An 18768-nucleotide genomic window follows, 5' to 3' on the forward strand; every position below is an offset into this window, starting at 1 on the left:
CGCACAAGTTCTAGGCTGCTGCGTCGGAGACGGACTTCCGTACGGGCGCGCGCCGGGTCGCCGAAGCGAGGCGGTGCCGGCCGCGTGAGGTGGTGCCACGCTTCTTGGGACGTTCGACCACGGGCGCGGTGATGACGACGGGGATGCCCGAGGGGGCCTGGGCGCCGGTGATGCGGTGCAGAACTTCTTCGCCGGAGCGGACCTGGGTCGTCTGCGGGACGATGCCGGCCGCTGCCATGAGGCGGGTCACACCGCGGCGCTGGTTCGGGGTGACCAGGGTGACGACGCTGCCGGACTCGCCGGCGCGGGCCGTACGACCGCCGCGGTGGAGGTAGTCCTTGTGGTCGGACGGCGGGTCGACGTTGACCACGAGGTCGATGTTGTCGACGTGGATCCCGCGCGCGGCGACGTTGGTAGCCACCAGCACGCTGACGTGCCCGGTCTTGAATTGCGCCAGTGTACGGGTGCGCTGCGGCTGCGACTTCCCGCCGTGCAGGGCAGCGGCCCGTACCCCGCTGCTCAGGAGATGTTCGGTGAGGCGGTCGACGGCGTGTTTGGTGTCGAGGAACATGATCACGCGGCCGTCGCGCGCGGCGATCTCGGTGGTGGCCGCGTGCTTGTCGGTGCCGTGCACGTGGAGCACATGGTGCTCCATCGTCGTGACCGCGCCGGCCGAGGGGTCTAGGGAGTGCACGACGGGGTCGCTGAGGTATCGGCGCACGAGCAGATCGACGTTGCGGTCGAGGGTGGCGGAGAACAGCATGCGCTGCCCCCCGGAGCGGACCTGGTCGAGCAGGGCGGTGACCTGCGGCATGAAGCCCATGTCAGTCATCTGGTCGGCCTCGTCGAGTACGGTGACGGCGACCCGGTCCAACTGGCAGTCGCCGCGGTCGATGAGGTCCTTGAGACGCCCGGGTGTGGCGACGACGACCTCCGCGCCGCCACGCAGCACGCCCGCTTGCTTGCCGATCGACATTCCGCCCACGACCGTGGCCAGCCGCAGCTTCACGGAGCGCGCGTACGGAGCGAGCGCGTCACTGACCTGCTGCGCCAGCTCACGCGTCGGTACGAGGATCAGCCCCAGCGGCTGCCTGGGCTCGGCACACTGCCCAGCCGTACGGGCCAGCAGCGCCAGCCCGAAGGCGAGGGTCTTACCGGAGCCGGTGCGCCCGCGGCCCAGGACGTCACGGCCGGCGAGGGAGTTCGGCAGCGTCGCGGCCTGGATCGGGAACGGAACGGTCACGCCCTGCCGTCCGAGCGCGGCCAGAAGCTCCCGGGGCATGTCGAGATCGGCGAAGCCCTCCACGGCGGGAAGCGCGGGAGTGATCGTCCTGGGGAGGGCGAACTCACCCTGCAATGCTGCGGGTCGGCCGCTGTGACCACCGGAACGGGCCGGCCCGCCGGTACGGCTCGGGGCCGACGAGCCGAATCGGCCGCCGCTCTTTCCTGAGCCGGCACTGCTGCCACGGGTGTGGGTGAAGCGGTTGCTCGTGCGTGTGCGGTTCATGCGGAACCTTCCTCGATGCGGCGCATAGCAAGGAATTTCCGCAGCCGTGATCGGCACGGAGAATTGCGAGAATGAGCCGAATGGAACGCGAGAGGGAATCCACTCGCGTACAGTCTGTGCAGGCTCCGGTACCGAGAGACCGCGATATGGATGCGATGTAAGGAGCTTCTGCCGCCGCGCAGCCAATGCGTGTAAACGCGTCCCTGACGGGGGCCCCGAGGCTGGGTGAGTACAGAACCCGGGGGCGTCTCCCCATGTGGAACCGCTACCGTGAGATGATGCAGATGGGGCCCGCACCCCGAAGGATGCGGGCCCCATCTGCACGTACGGGTCAGTCGCGTCAGGCAGGAACGATGTTCTCGGCCGTCGGGCCCTTCTGGCCCTGCCCGATGTCGAAGTTCACCTTCTGGCCTTCGAGCAGCTCGCGGAAGCCCTGGGCGGCAATGTTCGAGTAGTGGGCGAACACGTCAGCACCGCCGCCCTCCTGCTCGATGAAGCCGAAACCCTTTTCCGCGTTGAACCACTTGACGGTACCAGTAGCCATGTCATTCTCCTTCGGGGCAGTGCACCGGTATCCGCACCGTGCGGACACCGTGTCGCCGCGATGATTACCCCGCCCGGAAAAGACCGGAATTACACAAGTGCTGCCAGCGGCACGGAAGCCGGCTGGAACGCACCTGAAATTTTTGGGAACCACAACTGCAACTGGGATCGACAGTAGCACGTCGCAAGGGTCCGTGCGTGTTGAATAATTCCACTCCAGTCGCTGCGGCAATAAATCTGTGTACAGGTCTCGTTGAACCCTCACCTCGCGGGAACAGATATTGATGCAGCCGGAGCGCAGGGTTCCGGCTGTGCTCAGCGTTGTCCTGCTGAGACCGTACGCAGACCTTTCGACGACGCCCCGCCGCCGACAGACGTGGGGGCCTGCCGTCGATGGGGCGAAGTGCCTTGCCCCGGACGGGAGACCGCGCCCGGTCCCGCACCGTCCGCCCCATGCGATGCGCCATACGTGCACGTCGTGGCTGGTGCAGCAAGGCGTCTCCTCGTACGAGGTCCAGCACCTCCTCGGCCACGCCGGGCCACCACACGACTCAGCGATATGACTGGGTGCATTGGTGCTTCTGACCTGCAGGTCGCCTTGAACGGCTCAAGCTGCACACCGCCTGCGCCGCCGACGTAACCGCCAGGTCGCCGAAGCACTCCGGCGCTGCTTCGCCGGCACCGATCAGCGCGGCTACCCCGCCAGCCCGAACGGCACAGGCACTCGCCTCCCCCCTGGCTGGTCACCAGGGCCTCAACCGGCAGTGGCCACCCGGAGCCCCACCATGAGCGACACCACCGAGCACGAGCTCAGGGGACGCCCCACGAGGCCGGCGGTCCAGCGTGCTGCCTTGCTGCTACGCGGCCCGTCGCGCTCGCGGGCGTCGACCTCGGCCTGCTTGAGCGCGCCTCCCGTGATACTCGCCTCCCGTGATACTCGCCTCCAGTCCTTCGATGTTCTTGTATCGGTCTGCGCATCCCTGGGACGAGGCGGGGTAATCGTGCTTTATATGGAAAAAGGGAAAATAGGTCATGGAGAGGGGTGAAGTGTCATGGTCGACGTCACCACGCGGACCGGGGCGGAGGGCAGGGAGTCGGGGGCCGACAAACAGGCCGCCCGCCGCTCGGGAAAGCGCCCCGATGATCCCGGCGAGCGCGGGCGCACCACCATCGCCGTCGGCGTGGTCGAGAAGGTCGCGGGCATGGCTGCGCTGGAGGTCGTCGGGGTGCACGCGATGGGAAGCGGCATGGCCCGCACCTTCGGTTCTGTCCGTGAGCGCGTACCCGGTGGGGCGGGGTCCGTGGCCCGCGGCGTGAAGGCGGAGGTCGGCGAGGTGCAGACCGCGCTCGACCTCGACATCGTCGTCGACTACGGCGTCACCATGGTCGATCTCGCCCGCGACGTACGTGAGAACGTGGTGTCCGCGGTGGAACGCATGGCCGGTCTCGAAGTCACCGAGGTCAACATTGCCGTGGACGACGTGAAACTGCCGGACGAAGAGGAGGAACCCTGATCCGGATTGCAGTAGCGGTTCCTCGGTGACGGGACGGGCCGCCGGGAGCCCGGGAAACTCCCCGGACCGGTTGGGAGCGAAGCTACCGGGCCAGGCCGGGGGATCGGCGACCGTGGGCCCGGTCGGTCGGGGTCGGTTCAACGCCCGCTCGGCGGCACCTCGCCCACGCGAACTCCCGACGCGGACGACCGAGTCCGAGTCCCGGCCGACCGCTGCCGTGCCCACGGTTGTCCGTGCCGTGTCAACGGTCGTCCGTGGAGATCTTCACCGCTCCTCGTCTTCGTCTTCGTGCTCCTCTTCCTCTTCCTCTTCGTCCTCGTCCTCCACCGCGCCTTCCTCGTCGGTTCCCTCTTCCTCTTCGTCCTCCCGGTCGTCGCGCCCCTCGTCTTCCTCGCCGGCTTCCTCGTTGAGCGCGTCCTCGTGGCTGCGGACGACTTCGCCTTCGCGGATCTCGCCCCGCCATCCCTCCGCCTCTTCGCTCTGCAGGGTCACGTAGCGTTGGAAATGCTTGAGATCCAGCCGTAGACGGCGGCCCTGGGCCCGCCAGATGTTGCCGACCTTCTCGAAGAAGCCCGAGGGGTAGTACTCGACGACCACCACGACCCGGGTCAGGTTCTCCTCCAGGCGGTGAAAGCTGACCGCGCCGTGGGTCGTGCCCTTGGAACCTTCTGAGTTCCAGACGATGCGCTTGTCGGGAACCTGTTCCTCGACCGTCGCTTCCCAACTGCGGGTGGAGGGCCAGACCCGCACTTTCCATGTGGACTTGGTGTCGTCTTCCTCGTCCGGTCGTACGCTGCTCACGCCGTTGGTGAAGCTGCCGAAGTCCTCGAGTCGGGTCCACTGGTTGTAGACGACGTGCAGCGGCCGGCCGACATCAATATGCTCGATGATGTTGATGGCCTTCAGATCGCCGGCTTTGCCGTCGCCCCCGCCCATTCCGACCACCTCCTTGGCCTTGCCCACGACCTTGTCCTTGGCTCCCTTCGCCTTCTCGGTGACGAAGGCCTTCAGGGGATTCGCGCCCTTGGCGGCGCGCACGGCCGTTTTGGCCAGAGCGCCGTCTCCGTCCGGCATCAGTTTTCCGGGGTCCGCCACCTCCTTCAGTTTGTCGGTCATCTTGCCGACCATGTGCTGACCGAGCCCGCTCGTGTAGGCGAGGACCTCGTGGCGCAGCCGGTCCAGAGGGGATTCGTCGCTTCCCTGCCCGCTTCTCTGCTGTTCGGCCATGGCCGGTCACCGCCTCCCGGGGCCGGCGCTTCGCGCCTGTTCGTGGCGTCCTGCTCGGGGCCCGGTTCGCTCGGAGGACTCTTCCTCGCCTGTCCGACCTGCGCCTGGCTCCCCTTTTCCCGTCTTCTTCTCTTCACCGTCCCCCGGTTCACCCGTCCCGGGCCCGCGGCTCTCCTCGCCCCCTTCTTCCGGCTGGTCCTTGTCTTTTGCCGCTCCCAGGTTCTCGGTGCGTTCGTGGAGTGCATTGCTGAGGTTGTCGATGCGGCGGTTCACGATCGAGGTGGCTGCCGTGCGCAATGCCGTCATCAACTCCTCGCGCACTTGTTCGGTGAGATCGGCGAACTGCGGCAGTTCGGTGACCTTCTTGAGTAGTTCCTGCGGTCCGAGGCCGAGTCGGCGTCCCACGAGCACCGAGGCCAGGGCGAGGGCGAGCTTCCCCTTTTTCGTGCGACCGAGAAAGTAGCCACCGGCGACGCCCGCCAGCACCGCCGTCTTACAACTGCATTCCATATCTGCTCCCCTTGGCCTCGATGGCGTTCGCGAAACCAGCCGGCGGACGCGTTCCCTGACTGCTGTCTTTCGGGCGTGGACACAGACCAAAGGGTCTGGAGCGGTCGCTGGCCCGGAGCCGGTGGTAGAGCTCTCGGCGCGATTGGCGGGCCGGCACGTGCACCCTCGCTTGCCTCGTCATGTACGCAGTCTGTGTGCCGTGCATTGCCGACCGCACATGCTGATGACCTGTATGGGCCATGGGGCGCCGCGCCTGTCCCCCAAAGGGGCGCAGTGCGATTTCGGATCGACCGTGTGAAACCCCAGTGGCGCGGGTGTGGGCGGTGCCGGCCGAGCGCCGGGCGGTGTTTGCCGCTGTGGGCCATGCTGCCCTCGTGGTGGGGGGTGCCCCTCTCGGGGAGCCGCCGGGCCATCGCGTCACGCTCGGCCGTGGCCTGCCGGACGCGTCGGCGGCTCGTGCGCCGCTGTGCCCTGCGTTGCCGCATCAGCGAGGTGCCGCCCAGCATCATCGCGAGCCCGAGCCCGAGCCCGAGCCCGAGCCCGAGCCCGAGCCCGAAGAGCAGCGTCAGGCAGATGCCGTCCACGCATGCGCCGCCGAGCGTGGTGATCTTGAAGGGCTGGTCACCGAGCAGGCCCACAGTGCAGTCAGGGCCCCTGTGCAGTCAGGGTCGGCCCCCAGGCGAAGGAGATCAGCACTCTGGCGAAGGCGCCCGTGCGGGCCACCAGCAGGAGCCCCGGCAGAAGCCTGTCCTCACCTCGTCCCATGAGTGCACCGCACCCGGGTAACCCCTGAATGGTCGCCTCTCACGCACTCCCGGCCTGGTACGGCTCATCTGCCGGATGCGCTGTGGGTGGGCAGCCGGTGCCGAACCGTAGTCAGGACGTGCGTGCTACGGGCGGAGCACCTCGGCGACACGGCGGGCGACGTCCGGCGTCGCCGCGACGACGTAGACCTCGGCGACGTCCCCGGTGAGCGACGGCTTCCGATCCATGGACGTACCTCCAGTGGCACGGGCCCGGCACAACGAACGGCGGCACTACCGCACGCTGACCACCTCCGGTGCCGGCACGCTGCCAGACTGCACGCTTTGTCATGGTATGCCTGATCGTGAGTGCCCTGCGTGTCGAACGCAACGCTCTCCCTTGAGCGAGCCCTCCGGGCCCCCACGTACGAGGAGTAGCCTGGCGACAGGGTCAGTTCCCGAAGGACTTCCCGGAGGAGCGGAAAGCATGGCCGACTCCGACGTATCTGCCACTCACCGGCGTCTGCCGAGTGGTGTCCATGCGGCCGCGAAGCCGGGAACCGCACTCCTACGTCTGGAGACGACACGGTCTCGCGAGGGCATCCTCGACGGGGCGTGGTGGCCGCGCTCCCGTGTGGTGGGCACCGAGCTGCCTCCGCTGGTGAGCGCGCTCACCAGGTACACCGGCCCGATCACCCGCGTGGGGCTGGACGCGGCCTTCTGGGAAGAGCTGCCGACCCGCCTGGTCATCGACGACCGCGTCGTGAACCTCGACTCCTTCCCTGTCGGGGACGACACCGTCCTGATCACCCGCGGTGACCAGGACTACTTCTCGTTGCTGGTGATCCCGCCGAACGCGGAACCGGAGGCGGCGCGCGCCGCGATGGCCCAGGCGGTCCGGGCCGACAACGTCACCCAGGCCGAACAGATCCTCATCGACACCGGCACAGCACAGGAACCACCAGCCTGACCCCGCCGGTCATCCGTCCGCGGTATCGCCGGGCGCGGCGACGGGGCTCGCGGTGCCGGGGACCGCCGGCAGGCGGCCGCCCCCGGCGCGGGCCACCGGGGATCTCCACAGGAAGACGGCTCCTTGCCGTGCGGCGAACGGGAGCCGGCTGCTCCGGATACGTCAGGCTCCCCGCGAGACGGAGGTCGAGAGATGCGGACAGCGACCGGCGTCAACGATGGAAGCACTCCGTGCGTCCGCCGCTTGCCGGTTTGAAGCAGGCCCTCAGCCCGGTGAGGCTGCTGCCGTCGACCATGGGCGTGGAGAGGGGCTCCTCCGTTTCCAGCGCGTCGGCGACCTTGACCCGTTCCGGTCTGCGGTCGGGAACCGACACTTCGAGTACGTCTCCGACATGCGTGTCCCACACCAGCGCCCACGCGGTGTGGCAGCGCGCGCTGAAACTGAACGACAGCCGGGCTCCGGTGCGGGTCCGGTGTGACGTACCGAGGCTGTGAGCCTGCCCGGGCGTCGCGCAGCCCATCATCTCCGGGTTGCCGCCCGCACACGTACGGGCCCGGCACGCGGGTGCGGGCGATGCGGAGGCGGCGGTCCGCCCCGCGGTCTCCCCGTCCTGCGTGTCGAATGAGGTCGTCATCCATGTCGCGGCCGCAAGCGCGACCACACACCCGGCCGCGGCTGCGGCGAGCGCCCGCTTCCGCGGCCGGGTACGCCATCCGGCTGAGAGGAGACCCCCGGCCGTGCCGTGACTGCCTGGCGGGTCCTCGTGCGGCGGCGGCGCGGTCGATGTCCTGGTGCGTCCGCTCCATTCCAGCTCGGCCAGTTCCCACAACGCCACCATGCGCCCCGGCGGCTCCCCCGCCATGGTGCACAGTGCCTCGACGGCCTGGCGCGGGGCGAGTTGCGTGCCGTTGAGGTAGCGCCCCCACGAGGACCTGCTGTAAGCGGTGCGCTCGGCCAGCTCGGTCAGGCTCATGCCGGTCCGGGTCCGCAGCTCCTGCAATCCCGCGGCCAGGCGCCGGCACGCGGGCATGGCGGCAGGCGGTGAGGTGTCCGTCATCCGCGCAGTACCCGCCAGGTCTGCACGCCCACGACGCCGTCGGGTGCCAGGCCGGCCTTCTGCTGCAACCGCTTGACGGCCCGCGTGGTTCTCGGCCCGATGGCGCCGTCCACACCTCCCGGATCGAAGCCCAGGTGCCCCAGCAGGCACTGCGCCTCCACGACGTCCCACCCCGGCTTCCCGGAGAGCAGGGCGGTACGGGTGCTGCTGTAGCCCGCGTACAGGCGCCCCTTCTCGCGCCTGACCGTACAGGGGTAGGTCTGCCCCGCCCTGTAGGCGAAGGCTCCGCGCGACGCCGGGGCCGGACCGGGACGCGCTCCGGCCGCATGGTCCTGCCGCTGCCCCCCGTCACCCCAGGGTGCCGCGATCAGCAGTCCGGCGAGCAGGGCGCCGAGGACCACAGCCGTGCAGACCCCGATCAGCACCATCCGCCGGCCGCCCCTCGGCTCCGGCGTGTCCGCCTCCGGTGCCGTGGCGGCATCCTGCGTCCACGCCTCCTGGGCCACTTCGTGGAGCACCAGGAGCCGTGCCGGATCGCCCCCGGCCACGCGCGCCAGTTCCTCCACCGCCTTCCGCGGCGGCAGCGCCCTTCCGTTGAGGTAGCGCTCCCAGGAGGAGCGGCTGTAGCCCGTCTTGGACTGCAGCGACGCCAGGCTCAGCCCGCTCCGGTCCTTCAGCCGGCGCATCTGGACGACCAGATTCCGTACGCGCTCATCGAGCGAACTCGGCAGTTCCTTCCAACGCGGCATGTCCACCCCACACCCGTTGATCTCTCCGAGGCCTGTGTGCGCCTCCTGGCAGTGTCGTACGGCGTTGTACGGCCCCCTCGGACGCCGTTCCCGGCACGCTCGCCGCACGGAGCGCTTTTCAGCCGGTCCTCTTTGTATCGCCTGGGCCCGCCCACGTCCCAGAGTCTCGTCATGTCCGGCGACATCCCAGCAGATCGCAGCGTGGAGCGGACCACGAACACCTCGATCGGCGGGGATTGCTGTGAGGGAGCGCGACCGTCCCGCAATGTCGATGGTGCAAGCCGGGCGGCGCGGTCCACCCCGCGCCGCCCTCACCACCACGGGGAAGGAACCTGACGGATGAACGCTCGACAGCGCAGGACGACCCGGCTGCTGACCGTGACAGCGGCCGTTGTGAGCACGGCGGTGCTGGCGGTGGGACCCGCCCGGGCGGCCGAGGACAGCACCGCCATCACCACGCCCGAGGGCTGCGGTGGTCTGGACTACGACGACTACGGTCCGGGAGCCGCCGGCGGCGGGGACAACGACGACTACTTCGTGATCCACGACTACTGCGGTGACTACCACGGCGTGAAGGCCTGGGCCTGGCAGAACGGCACCTACCTGGGCGGCAGGTACAACGGCAACGGACTCGCCGGCGCTGCCGTCGTCTGGGACCCGTTCAAGGACGACAACGTCGCGCCGCACGACAGGATCGGTATGAAGGTGTGCCTCGTCGACGGCGACGACGGGGCGCCCTTCGCGTGCACCTCGTACACCTTCACCAGCATCGACGGCTGATCCCACCTGCTGGGCCCTCGGCCGTTCGTGCTCCGCGCCCGGCCCCGGCCGGTCCTCCGTCCCGGTGACGGAGGACCGGCCGGGGCCGCATCCTGAGCACCAGTTCGACGAGCGGGCGGGCGCCCCCGCCGAACCCTGCCCGCCGGATCCGCCGCCCGGCCCTGCCCTCCGCCGCCCGGCTGCCGGCGGCCCGGAGCGAAGGGGCGCACCCGGGTGGCCGGGCCGCCGGAGTCCGCCACGGCGCACGCGGGCATCCACGGGCCACCACGGCGGCTGATCGCGCCAAGTACCGGCCCGGCACCGCAACGGAGCCCGATACGGGGAATCAACCGAGGAGGCGTCATCAGGTCACCTCACGAGACGCCCACCGCGCATCCGCCGATGACCGGCCGGGCCTTAGGCCGCGGCCGTCCTGTACTGGAGGTGAAGTCCCATGACCGCGAACAGGGTCCACGTACTGGGCTGCGGGGCGATGAGCTGCGACCTGACGTGGCTGCTGCTCAAGCCCGGCCGTACCATGCGCGCCCGCGGCGAGCGCGACCGGCCGGCCGAGTGGTATCCCTGCACGACCCACTGCGTACTCGTCGAGACCCCCGAGGGGACCCTGCTGTGGGACACGAGCTGCCCCCGCGACTGGGAGACCCGCTGGGCTCCCACCGGGCTGCAGGAGTTCTTCCCCTACGACCAGGTGAGCGACGAGGAGTACCTCGACGCGCGGCTCGGCCAGCTCGGCGTGGAGCCGCAGGACATCGACTACCTGGTCCTGTCCCATCTGCACTTCGACCACGCCGGGAACATCGGCATGTTCGCCGGCACCGGCGCGAGGCTGGTGTGCAACGACAAGGAGAAGGAGTTCGCCTTCGGCTTCGAGGGCGCCTTCAGCGGTGCGCACCTCAAGGCGGACTACGCGGCGTGCGACTTCGACACCGTCAGCGGCGACACGGAGATCCTGCCCGGTGTCACCCTCATCGAGGCTCCCGGGCACACCCCCGGCACCATGGCGATGAAGGTCGACCTGCCGGAGACCGGGACGATGCTCTTCACGTCGGACGCCGTCTACATGGGCGACTCCTACGGCCCGCCCGCGGTCCCCGCCGCCATCGTCGACGACCTCCCCGCCTGGTACGGCTCGGTGGAGAAGATCCGCGGCATCGCCGAGAGGTCGAACGCCACCGTCGTCTTCGGCCACGACGCCGAGCAACTACGCTCGATGCGGCTCGCCCCCGGTGGCTTCTACGCCTGATCGGCCGCCCGGTCGGCCGCCATGTCAGTGCCCGGCACCGTCCGGCCGCGCCGCCGGGGACCGATCCGATCCCGAGGAGGGATGGGTATGCACAGCAGCGTTCCGACCGGATGCGAGTCCGTCTTCACCTACGGCGCCCCCGCGCTGAAGTTCGGGCCGGGAGCATCCGACGAGATCGGCTTCGACCTCGCCCAGCACGGGGTCCGCCGGGTGCTCGTGATCACCGACAGCGGCGTGGCCGCCACGGGCGCGCCGCACCGCATCGCCGAACGGATGACACCGTTCGGCATGGAAGCGCGCGTCTTCGACGGCGTGCACGTGGAGCCCACCGACGCCAGCCTGCGGCAGGCGGTCGACCACGCGCTGGCGTCAGGCCCGTGGGACGCCTTCGTGGCGGTGGGCGGCGGCTCCAGCATCGACACCGCCAAGGCCGTCAACCTGCTCACCACCAACCCCGGCGAGCTGCTGGACTACATCAACGCACCGGTGGGCAGGGCACGGGTCCCCGTGCACCCGCTCAAGCCACTCGTCGCGGTCCCCACCACCACGGGAACCGGCTCGGAGAGCACCGCCGTCTGCGTGCTCGACGTCCTCGACCTGAAGGTCAAGACCGGCATTAGCCACGCACGGCTGCGGCCCACGCTCGCGGTCATCGACCCGGAACTGACCTTCACCCAGCCCTCCGGGGTGACCGCCGCCGCCGGCATGGACATCCTGTGCCACGCACTGGAGAGCTACACGGCGCGCCCCTACGACGCCTACCCGCGCAAGCGCCCTGAGCAGCGCGTGCCGTACTGCGGCGCCAACCCGATCTCCGACGCGTGGTCGGAACGGGCCCTGGGCCTGCTCGCACAGTCCTTCCGCACCGCGGTACGCGACGGCGACGACCCCGAGGCCCGCTTCGACATGGCGCTGGCGGCGACCTTCGCCGGCCTGGGGTTCGGCAACGCCGGCGTGCACATCCCGCACGCCAACGCCTACCCGATCGCCGGGCGGGTGAAGGACTTCCACCCCGCCGGGTACCCCGCTCACGAGCCGATGGTGCCGCACGGCATGGCCGTCTCGCTCACCGCGCCGGAGGCCTTCCGCTTCACCTTCACCGCCCAGCCCGAGCGGCACATCCGGGCCGCGGAGCTGCTCGCCCCGCGGATGGCGCCTGCCGTCGCCCCCGCCGAGCGCCTGCCGACCGCCGTCGAGCAGCTCATGCGCGAGGTCGGCATGCCCAACGGGATCGGCGGTGTCGGCTACGGCAGGGGCGACATCCCCGCACTGGTGGAAGGCGCCATGAAACAGCAGCGGCTGCTGTCCACCGCGCCGCGCGCGGTCAGCGAGGACGACCTCGCCGGCATCTTCGAGCGCTCACTGTCTCTGTGGTGAGGTGAGGACGCCATGGCCATCTACGAACTCGCCTGCGCGAGGGGGCACCGCTTCGAGGTGATCCAGTCGTTCACCGCTCCGCTGCCGAGCTGCCCCGAGTGCGGCGGCGCGACCCGCAAGATCCCCAGCAGCTTCGCGATCGGCGGCACGGCCACCGTGCCACCGCCACCGGAGCGGATGCCGCAGACCTGGAAGGGGACCCACCGCGGCGACCGCGACTACGTCACCGCCCTGCGGTCCATGGCCGAGGCCCGGCAGAAGCTGGAGGACAAGCACCCCGAGCTCGCCGGCGACCGGCGCCCGATCCTCGCCCACGAAGGCAGGTACGAAGCGGCCCCCCTGCGCGCCGGTGACATGCCGCCCGCCCCCGCCCCCACCGGCACGGCCGGCCCCGGCGGGAGCCACGCTCATCAGCACGGGCACGGGCACGGGCACGGGCATGGGCACGGGCACGGGCATGGGTACGGGCACGGGTCCGGCGGGGCGGAAGGCCCAGCACCGGGTAACGGCCCGTCGGAGGGCGAGCGGCCCACGTGACCAGCGGCACCGCCGGGAGCGCCCCCTGCCCCTCGGCCGGGCGCGAACGGGCTCGGGCCGCGCCCTGGCCGACGGGCACGGCACGCCCCCTGCCGGCGCCGCCTCGTCCGCCGCGCCCTCCGCCGGGCTGGTCGACCTCTTTCCGGGCAGGCTGGGGGCCATGGACATCAACTGTGTGATCGTCGACTCCACCGATCCGGATCGGCTGGCGGCCTTCTGGAGCGCACTGCTCGACCGGCCGGTGGTCGGGAGGTCCGGACCGTACGTCTGGCTCGAACGCAGGAACGGGCTGGGCGTGGGCTTCCAACGCGCCGACGGTTCCAAGGCGGGGAAGAACCGGCTGCACCTGGATCTGGAGGCGGGGGACCCGGCAGCCGAGCAGGCCAGGGTGGAGGCACTGGGCGGGCGGCGGCTGGCCGAGTACGACCCCGGAGGCTTCCTCGTCATGGCCGATCCCGAGGGCAACGAGTTCTGCATCATCCCCAAGGGCTCGTTCGAGATCGACGACGAGGGCCGAGCCGACTACCTGACCGGGACCGCGGAGGCCACCTGACCCAGGCCGGCGGCCGGATGAACCCCGCCCTCCGGGCACGGGGACGGAGCTGAGAGTTCCGTTTCGTACGCTTTCGTCCTCTGGTGCCGCTGACGCCTCCGTCTCCGGCGCCGCGCTGTGCCCTGTGTGCCCTGACAAGCGGAAGGCGGCGGCTGTGGCAGACGAACAGGTTCTCAGAGCCCAGAAGTGGGTGAACGCCAACTACGGCGGCGTTGCCGGCTATGTGCGCTGCGCGGAGGACGGACAGACCGGCTGGGGGACCATGAACTCCCTGATCATGGCACTCCACCCTCAACATGGACGCCTACGTCGTCGTGGCCGGAGGCTCCGACGGGATCCGCGCGATCCAGCAGTGGCTCAACGGAGGCTACTGGACCCGCGACGCCTACAACCTCGGCCCCTGCGACGGCATCTACTCCCGCGACGTCCAGAAGTCGCTGATGATCGCTCTCCAGTACGAGCTGGGCATCTCCGCCCCCAACGGCAACTTCGGCCCCGCCACCCAGGAGGGTCTGAAGGCGCACACCCTCACCCAGGGCAACTCCGGGGTCTTCGTCCAGCTCTTCTCCGCCGCGTGCGTCTTCAACTCCCCGACCTACGACACGGAGGGCGACCCCGTCGAGACGACCTGGCGGTCGTCCTACGACTCGGGCCTCACCGAATGGGTCTCGGTCTTCCAGCGGTTCAACCTACTGACCGACAACGGCAGCGGCGACTACCGGACCTGGGCCCAGCTCCTGGTCTCCATGGGCGACCCCGACCGTCCCGCGACCGGATCGGACACACGGTTCGAGATCACCAGCTCCCGCGCCAAGTGGCTGTACGACAACGGTTACCGGTTCGTCGGACGCTACATCTACGACCCGCCCGGCTCCACCCTCGACAAGGAGATAAAGCCGGGTGAGCTGGACACCATCTTCAGCAACGGCCTCGCGGTCTTTCCGATCTACCAGGACAACGCACGCCAGCTCGCGGACTTCACCTACAGCAACGGCTACCAGCACGGTCTGAACGCACACAAGTGCGCCGCCGGCTACGGCTTCAACCGGGGCACCACCATCTACTTCGCCGTCGACTACGACGCGACCGGCGAGGAGATCAGAAGTGCCGTCGTGCCGTACTTCCACGGTGTGCAGGCCGCCCTCGCCGGCCAGGGCAAGGTGTACACGCACGGGGTGTACGGCTCCAGGAACGTCTGCAGCACGGTCAGCAACGAGACGTTCGCACGCTTCTCGTTCGTCTCCGGCATGTCGTGGGGGTTCTCTGGGAACCTCGGCTTCCCCATCCCGCGGAACTGGTCCTTCAACCAGATCAAGGAATTCCAGGTGGCCACCGGCTCCGACACGTTCGACCTGGACCGCGACGTCGTCTCCGGCATCGACCACGGCGTCTCCTCGGTGAAGGGCGCGGGTGGACCTGCCGACGACTTCATCGCCTACGTCCAACGGCTGTACGACCTTGCCGGGGCCTACGGGGCCGGCGGCCAGCGGCGCAGCCAGCTCGTCATGGAGTACATACGCCACTACACGTACGGGAACAAGGGCCCGTTGAACAAGTTCGGCTGGTGGTACCTCATCGGCGGCTACGACACCGGGTTCGTGGACTACTGCAACTCCAACGGCATGAAGATCAGGGAGTCCTTCACCGACCCCTACACCGGCTACCAACTCGGTGCCGAGCACATGATGGCCACGGCCAACGCGCACCTGCTGACCGACCAGCCGGCCGACAAGGGCACCGCCAACGGAGGGGACGTGGGCGGCTGGGCCGGTGACCTGATGACGTTCTGGGCCGACTGGCGCAACTCGGAAGAGCAGTACGCCGACCCCCTGCAGTTCGCCCACGACAAGCTCGCGGTCCCCGGTGTCGCCTCGTCATTCGGCTTCAACGACCTCATCGAGGACGCCGACGGGTATCATCTCGCCCGGGCCGTCCGGGGCGGCAGGAACATCGTCGACGCCGTGAAGGACCACTACAACGGTGGCCTCGGCCTCAGCCGCTTCAACGACTACTTCACCCGGAGGTGGGGCGGTGCCGCAGCATGCAAGTCCTCCGCCCACCAGGCCCTGACCACACTGGACGCAACCCTGTCAGCCGCCCAGGTCTACCTCATCACCGGTGCCGGAGCAGCACTCCCGGCGGACTACGCGAGCCTCCCCGGGGGCCCCGAGAAGCTCGGCAGTTTCGAGCAGGGCTTCGTCGACGCCCTACTGGCTCGCCTGGGGATGGAGAAGCGCAACGCGTCCCTCTACCGGGAGAACCACGAAAAGTACCTCACAGCGGCGCGCACACGCTCCGCCCGGACCTAGCAGGTAGAGCAGCGGTATGAAGCAAGCCGGGGCCATCGCCGTGGCGGTGATCCTTCTCGTGTGGCTGGTGTGGAACCTGTGGAACCTCTTGCGCATCGCGGGCGGTCTGCGAACCGGGTCCTGGCGGCGCCCGATGTGGTGGGCACGCGTGTGCTCCGTCTCGCTCCTCGCCGGCCTCGCGTCCTGGCTCCGGGGCGCGTTCAGCGGGGGCCTGGACATCAGGGAGGCATGCCAGTTCGTCCATCACGAGCACTACGACGCGGCCTACTGGCAGGCCCATGCCCGCGAGTTCCGGAAGCTGTTCCCGCTGCACAGCAAGTGCAACGCGCATGTCGACCTGGTCCCCGCATGGGTCAATCCGGCCGTCGTGAGCTGCGCCGCCGTCTCACTGGCCGCTGCCGCCGTCCTCCTGTGGTTCGCCGTCGCACCCCTCACCCGCGTGCCCCGGGGCAGGAACGGGGCCTGAACCCGGCCGGCCGGTCACGGCGTCCTGCCGCTGCACGCCACCGGCCCGCGCGGTGCGGGCCCGTGCCCAACCGGGCGGGCGGCCCCGGTGACGCCGTGTGATCCGGATGCGATGATGACCGGCGACAAGGCGACGGAGATCCGAGGCGGTCGGTGTGCGTCCGGTGCGGTCCCGTGCCCGTGCCCGGCGAGCGGCCCCGGCGGGCCGCTGCCCGCGGGCGGCGGGGGACCGGGATCGGCACGGCCCGGGAGCCGGGCGGCCCACGCGGTCGCCTCCTCGGCACACCCCGGGGGCGGATCTCCCGGGAGAGAGGAAGGGTGCGGCATGCCCGCGAGGCCGGCCGGAAGGGCGCGCGATCACGCGGCGCAGGGCGCGGGGGACCGCGCTGCACCGTGCCGGGTCGTCGTGTGCCGGGACTGCTGCTGCGGCAGCCCCAAGGTGGCCGGCGTCGACCACGCCGCGCAGACCGCGCGTCTGCGGGCGGCGGTCCCGGTGCGCGTCTCGGCCTGTCTGGACGTGTGCGAGCGGGCCAACGTCATCGTCGTGCAGCCCTCCGCCGCCGGCCGGGCCGCCGGTGCGCGGCCGGTCTGGCTGGGGCTGGTCAACGACCCGGACGCCACCGAGGACATCATCTCCTGGGTGGCCGCGGGCGGTCCCGGCGTCGCGCCGCCGCCGGAGATACTCGACCTGTACGCCTTCCCGCCGCCGCGGGGCCGCACGTCCCCCTGAGGCCACGCAGCCCCGGCGCACCCCGGTGCCCGCCGCAGGGCCGGGGCGAGGGGGCACCCCCCGGACTCCCTCCGGACCCACCCCAGCCGAACAGCTCAGGAGGACGCCCTCCCGCCCGGACCGGAAGACGCCATCCGCCCGGACCGGATGACGCCCTCCCGCCGAACCGACCCGGAGAAGGAGGCATCCCGACATGTCCGGATCCGCGCGGGCGACCACGGCGGCCGTGGCCGCGGCCCTGCACGACGTGGCGGCCCTGGGCGGTTTCTTCGCCCTGCGGGTCGCCGGTCCCGGCCGGGGCTGGCACCCCGTCCGGCAGTCCTACGCCCGCGGCTTCGCCGACATGGCCGGGGCCGTCACCGCCCGGTACGGCACCCGGGAACCGCGTGTCGGCGTCTCCATCGCCCAGTTGGGGCACGCCGCACGCCTCTGGTCGCCCGCGCTGGCCTGCACGCTGCTCCACGGCATCGTTCCCGACCTGACCGAGGTGCAGCGTGCCGACGACGGCCAGGACCTTCGGCTGCCCCGGCCGGCCGGCTGGCGCGCCGACCGGCTCCCGCACCTCGCCGGCGCTCTGAACGAGCAGGTCATGGGCCTGCTGGGCGCATTCGAAAGCGGACTCGGCGTCAAGATCGCTCCACGACTGCTGGACGGGAACGCCGCCTCCGCACTCGTCGGTTCCGCCGCGGTGCTGCTGGCGGCCCGCCCGAACCTGCGCGCCCCCCTCATCCGACTCACGACGGAGCTGCTCGGCACCGGACGGCTCGCGGGCACCGGCCACCTCACCGGCCCCGGCCTGGCCTTCCGCCGCCGGAGCTGCTGCCTATACTACCGCCTCCCGGGCGGTGGGAAGTGCGGGGACTGCTGCCTGACCGGCTGAGGGCCACCGGACGCGGCAGTACGCGCCGGCGGCCGCCGGGGTGCGCCGCGGGAGACCGGTGCAGGCCCGGCCGCCGCCGCCCGGGTGGGCATCACCTCACGGGCCCGTCGCGCCGGGGAACGGACGTGCCTCGGCCGCCGTCACCGCGTCCCCGGCCCGCACCCCGTGCAGGACCTGGGCCAGTACCTCCGCCCCGCGCACCACGCGGGGACCGGGACGGTTGAAGTAGGACGGCCCGTCCAGGACCCAGACGCGTCCGGACCGTACGGCGGGCAGGTCGGACCAGCCGGGCAGGCGGGTCAGCAACCCGGCCTCCCGCACGGTCCGCTCGGGCGGGAAGCCGCACGGCATGACCAGCACCACGTCGGGCCGCGCGGCGTGCACGGCGTCCCAGGTCGTCGACGCGGTGTGCTCACCGGGCGCGGCGAGCAGCGGATCGCCGCCGGCGGCGGTGATCTGCTCGGGCACCCAGTGCCCGGCCGGCCACAGCGGGTCGAGCCATTCGATGGCCGCCACCCGGGGCCGGGCACGGGCGGCCACCGACGCGCGGACCGCTTCCAGACGGGCCCGCAGCGCGTCCCGGCGCTGCTCGGCCCGCTCCCGTACGCCGAGCAGTTCGCCGACGGTGACCAGGCACTCCAGTACGTCGTCGAGGGTGCGCGGTTCGAGGCTGAGGACGCGGGTGTCGGAGTCCAGCAGTCGCACGGTGCTGCTGACCTTCTCGTAGGAGACCGCGCACACGTCGCACAGGTCCTGCGTGAGCACCACGTCGGGGGCGAGGGAAGCCAGGGCCCCGGCGTCGAGGGTGTAGAGGGACGAGCCGGAGTGCGCGGAGCCGCCGACCGCGTCCGAGATCTCCCGGCTGCTGAGGGCGTCCTGGTCGAGGCCGGTGCCGGTCACCACCGGCACCGACGCCACCTCGCGCGGGGGCCAGTCGCACTCGTGCGTGCGTCCGACCAACTGCGCGGACAGGCCGAGTTCGGCGACGATGTCGGTCGCGGCGGGCAGCAGGGACACGATGCGCATACCGTCAACTCTAGGGCCTGCCCGGCGTGCGGGACCCTGTGCGAGCGC

At 70.6% G+C, this 18768-nt stretch carries 19 protein-coding genes; 12 read left to right on the forward strand and 7 right to left on the reverse strand.

Translation table 11 applies throughout. The features are described from left to right. Positions 1–10: 10 nt before the first annotated feature. Both IE313_RS24150 and IE313_RS24155 read right to left on the reverse strand, forming a co-directional pair. On the reverse strand, positions 11–1507 hold the full coding sequence (locus tag IE313_RS24150) for a DEAD/DEAH box helicase (protein ID WP_189935730.1): 1497 nt from the start codon (positions 1505–1507) through the stop codon (positions 11–13). A 340-nt stretch (positions 1508–1847) separates the two neighbouring features. Next, the gene (locus tag IE313_RS24155; protein WP_189935731.1) at positions 1848–2051 is read right to left on the reverse strand and encodes a cold-shock protein; all 204 of its coding nucleotides are present in this window, start codon (positions 2049–2051) and stop codon (positions 1848–1850) included. 457 nt (positions 2052–2508) lie between these two features. Between IE313_RS24155 and IE313_RS35430 the strand changes: the two genes are divergently transcribed. Both IE313_RS35430 and IE313_RS24165 read left to right on the forward strand, forming a co-directional pair. Beyond that, positions 2509–2613, forward strand: a complete 105-nt coding sequence (locus IE313_RS35430) for a hypothetical protein (RefSeq protein ID WP_229924903.1) — start codon at positions 2509–2511, stop codon at positions 2611–2613. Positions 2614–3102: 489 nt separating this feature from the next. Beyond that, positions 3103–3564 carry an Asp23/Gls24 family envelope stress response protein gene (locus IE313_RS24165; RefSeq protein WP_189935732.1) on the forward strand — a complete coding sequence of 154 codons (462 nt, stop codon included), beginning with the start codon at positions 3103–3105 and terminating at the stop codon, positions 3562–3564. A gap of 264 nt (positions 3565–3828) precedes the next feature. On the opposite strand, the gene IE313_RS24170 is transcribed toward IE313_RS24165, so the two are convergent. Then, complete coding sequence (locus tag IE313_RS24170) at positions 3829–4791, reverse strand: SRPBCC family protein (protein WP_189935733.1); 963 nt, start codon at positions 4789–4791, stop codon at positions 3829–3831. 6 nt (positions 4792–4797) lie between these two features. Further along, positions 4798–5301 (reverse strand): hypothetical protein, encoded by a 504-nt coding sequence (locus tag IE313_RS24175; protein WP_189935734.1) that lies wholly within the window; start codon positions 5299–5301, stop codon positions 4798–4800. Between the two features lie 1230 nt (positions 5302–6531). Between IE313_RS24175 and IE313_RS24180 the strand changes: the two genes are divergently transcribed. After that, positions 6532–7014 carry a DUF5994 family protein gene (locus IE313_RS24180; RefSeq protein WP_189935735.1) on the forward strand — a complete coding sequence of 161 codons (483 nt, stop codon included), beginning with the start codon at positions 6532–6534 and terminating at the stop codon, positions 7012–7014. Between the two features lie 211 nt (positions 7015–7225). Here the strand turns inward: IE313_RS24180 and IE313_RS24185 are convergent, their stop codons facing one another. Together IE313_RS24185 and IE313_RS24190 are read right to left on the reverse strand one after the other, a co-directional pair. After that, a complete protein-coding gene (locus IE313_RS24185) occupies positions 7226–8071 on the reverse strand; it encodes a helix-turn-helix domain-containing protein (RefSeq protein WP_189935736.1) in 846 nt (281 codons plus the stop codon). After that, a complete protein-coding gene (locus tag IE313_RS24190; RefSeq protein ID WP_189935737.1) occupies positions 8068–8820 on the reverse strand; it encodes a peptidoglycan-binding protein in 753 nt (250 codons plus the stop codon). Before IE313_RS24190 ends, IE313_RS24185 begins: the two co-directional genes overlap by 4 nt. A 339-nt stretch (positions 8821–9159) precedes the next feature. Here IE313_RS24190 and IE313_RS24195 point away from each other — a divergent pair, with 339 nt between their 5' ends. The 9 genes from IE313_RS24195 (at position 9160) to IE313_RS24235 (ending at position 17694) form a co-directional block, all read left to right on the forward strand. Then, entirely contained in the window at positions 9160–9600 is a 441-nt protein-coding gene (locus tag IE313_RS24195; protein WP_189935738.1) for a hypothetical protein, read from the forward strand. A 433-nt stretch (positions 9601–10033) separates the two neighbouring features. After that, positions 10034–10843 carry an N-acyl homoserine lactonase family protein gene (locus IE313_RS24200; protein ID WP_189935739.1) on the forward strand — a complete coding sequence of 270 codons (810 nt, stop codon included), beginning with the start codon at positions 10034–10036 and terminating at the stop codon, positions 10841–10843. Positions 10844–10930: 87 nt separating this feature from the next. After that, entirely contained in the window at positions 10931–12220 is a 1290-nt protein-coding gene (locus IE313_RS24205) for a hydroxyacid-oxoacid transhydrogenase (RefSeq protein WP_189935740.1), read from the forward strand. A 12-nt stretch (positions 12221–12232) separates the two neighbouring features. Continuing rightward, positions 12233–12757, forward strand: a complete 525-nt coding sequence (locus IE313_RS24210) for an FmdB family zinc ribbon protein (RefSeq protein ID WP_189935741.1) — start codon at positions 12233–12235, stop codon at positions 12755–12757. A 160-nt stretch (positions 12758–12917) separates the two neighbouring features. Further along, positions 12918–13310 carry a VOC family protein gene (locus IE313_RS24215; RefSeq protein WP_189935742.1) on the forward strand — a complete coding sequence of 131 codons (393 nt, stop codon included), beginning with the start codon at positions 12918–12920 and terminating at the stop codon, positions 13308–13310. 296 nt (positions 13311–13606) lie between these two features. After that, positions 13607–15619: a glycoside hydrolase family 25 domain-containing protein gene (locus IE313_RS24220; RefSeq protein WP_506005235.1), complete on the forward strand. Its 2013-nt coding sequence runs from the start codon at positions 13607–13609 to the stop codon at positions 15617–15619. Between the two features lie 16 nt (positions 15620–15635). Next, positions 15636–16085 carry a hypothetical protein gene (locus IE313_RS24225; RefSeq protein ID WP_189935744.1) on the forward strand — a complete coding sequence of 150 codons (450 nt, stop codon included), beginning with the start codon at positions 15636–15638 and terminating at the stop codon, positions 16083–16085. Between the two features lie 324 nt (positions 16086–16409). Then, positions 16410–16814: a (2Fe-2S) ferredoxin domain-containing protein gene (locus IE313_RS24230; protein ID WP_229924905.1), complete on the forward strand. Its 405-nt coding sequence runs from the start codon at positions 16410–16412 to the stop codon at positions 16812–16814. 193 nt (positions 16815–17007) lie between these two features. Next, a complete protein-coding gene (locus IE313_RS24235) occupies positions 17008–17694 on the forward strand; it encodes a (2Fe-2S)-binding protein (protein ID WP_189935746.1) in 687 nt (228 codons plus the stop codon). 96 nt (positions 17695–17790) lie between these two features. Here the strand turns inward: IE313_RS24235 and IE313_RS24240 are convergent, their stop codons facing one another. Beyond that, positions 17791–18720, reverse strand: a complete 930-nt coding sequence (locus IE313_RS24240; protein ID WP_189935748.1) for a cobalamin-binding protein — start codon at positions 18718–18720, stop codon at positions 17791–17793. Between the last annotated feature and the right edge of the window lie 48 nt (positions 18721–18768).

The organism is Streptomyces sulfonofaciens (genome assembly GCF_014656295.1).
Taxonomy (GTDB): Bacteria; Actinomycetota; Actinomycetes; order Streptomycetales; family Streptomycetaceae; genus Streptomyces; species Streptomyces sulfonofaciens.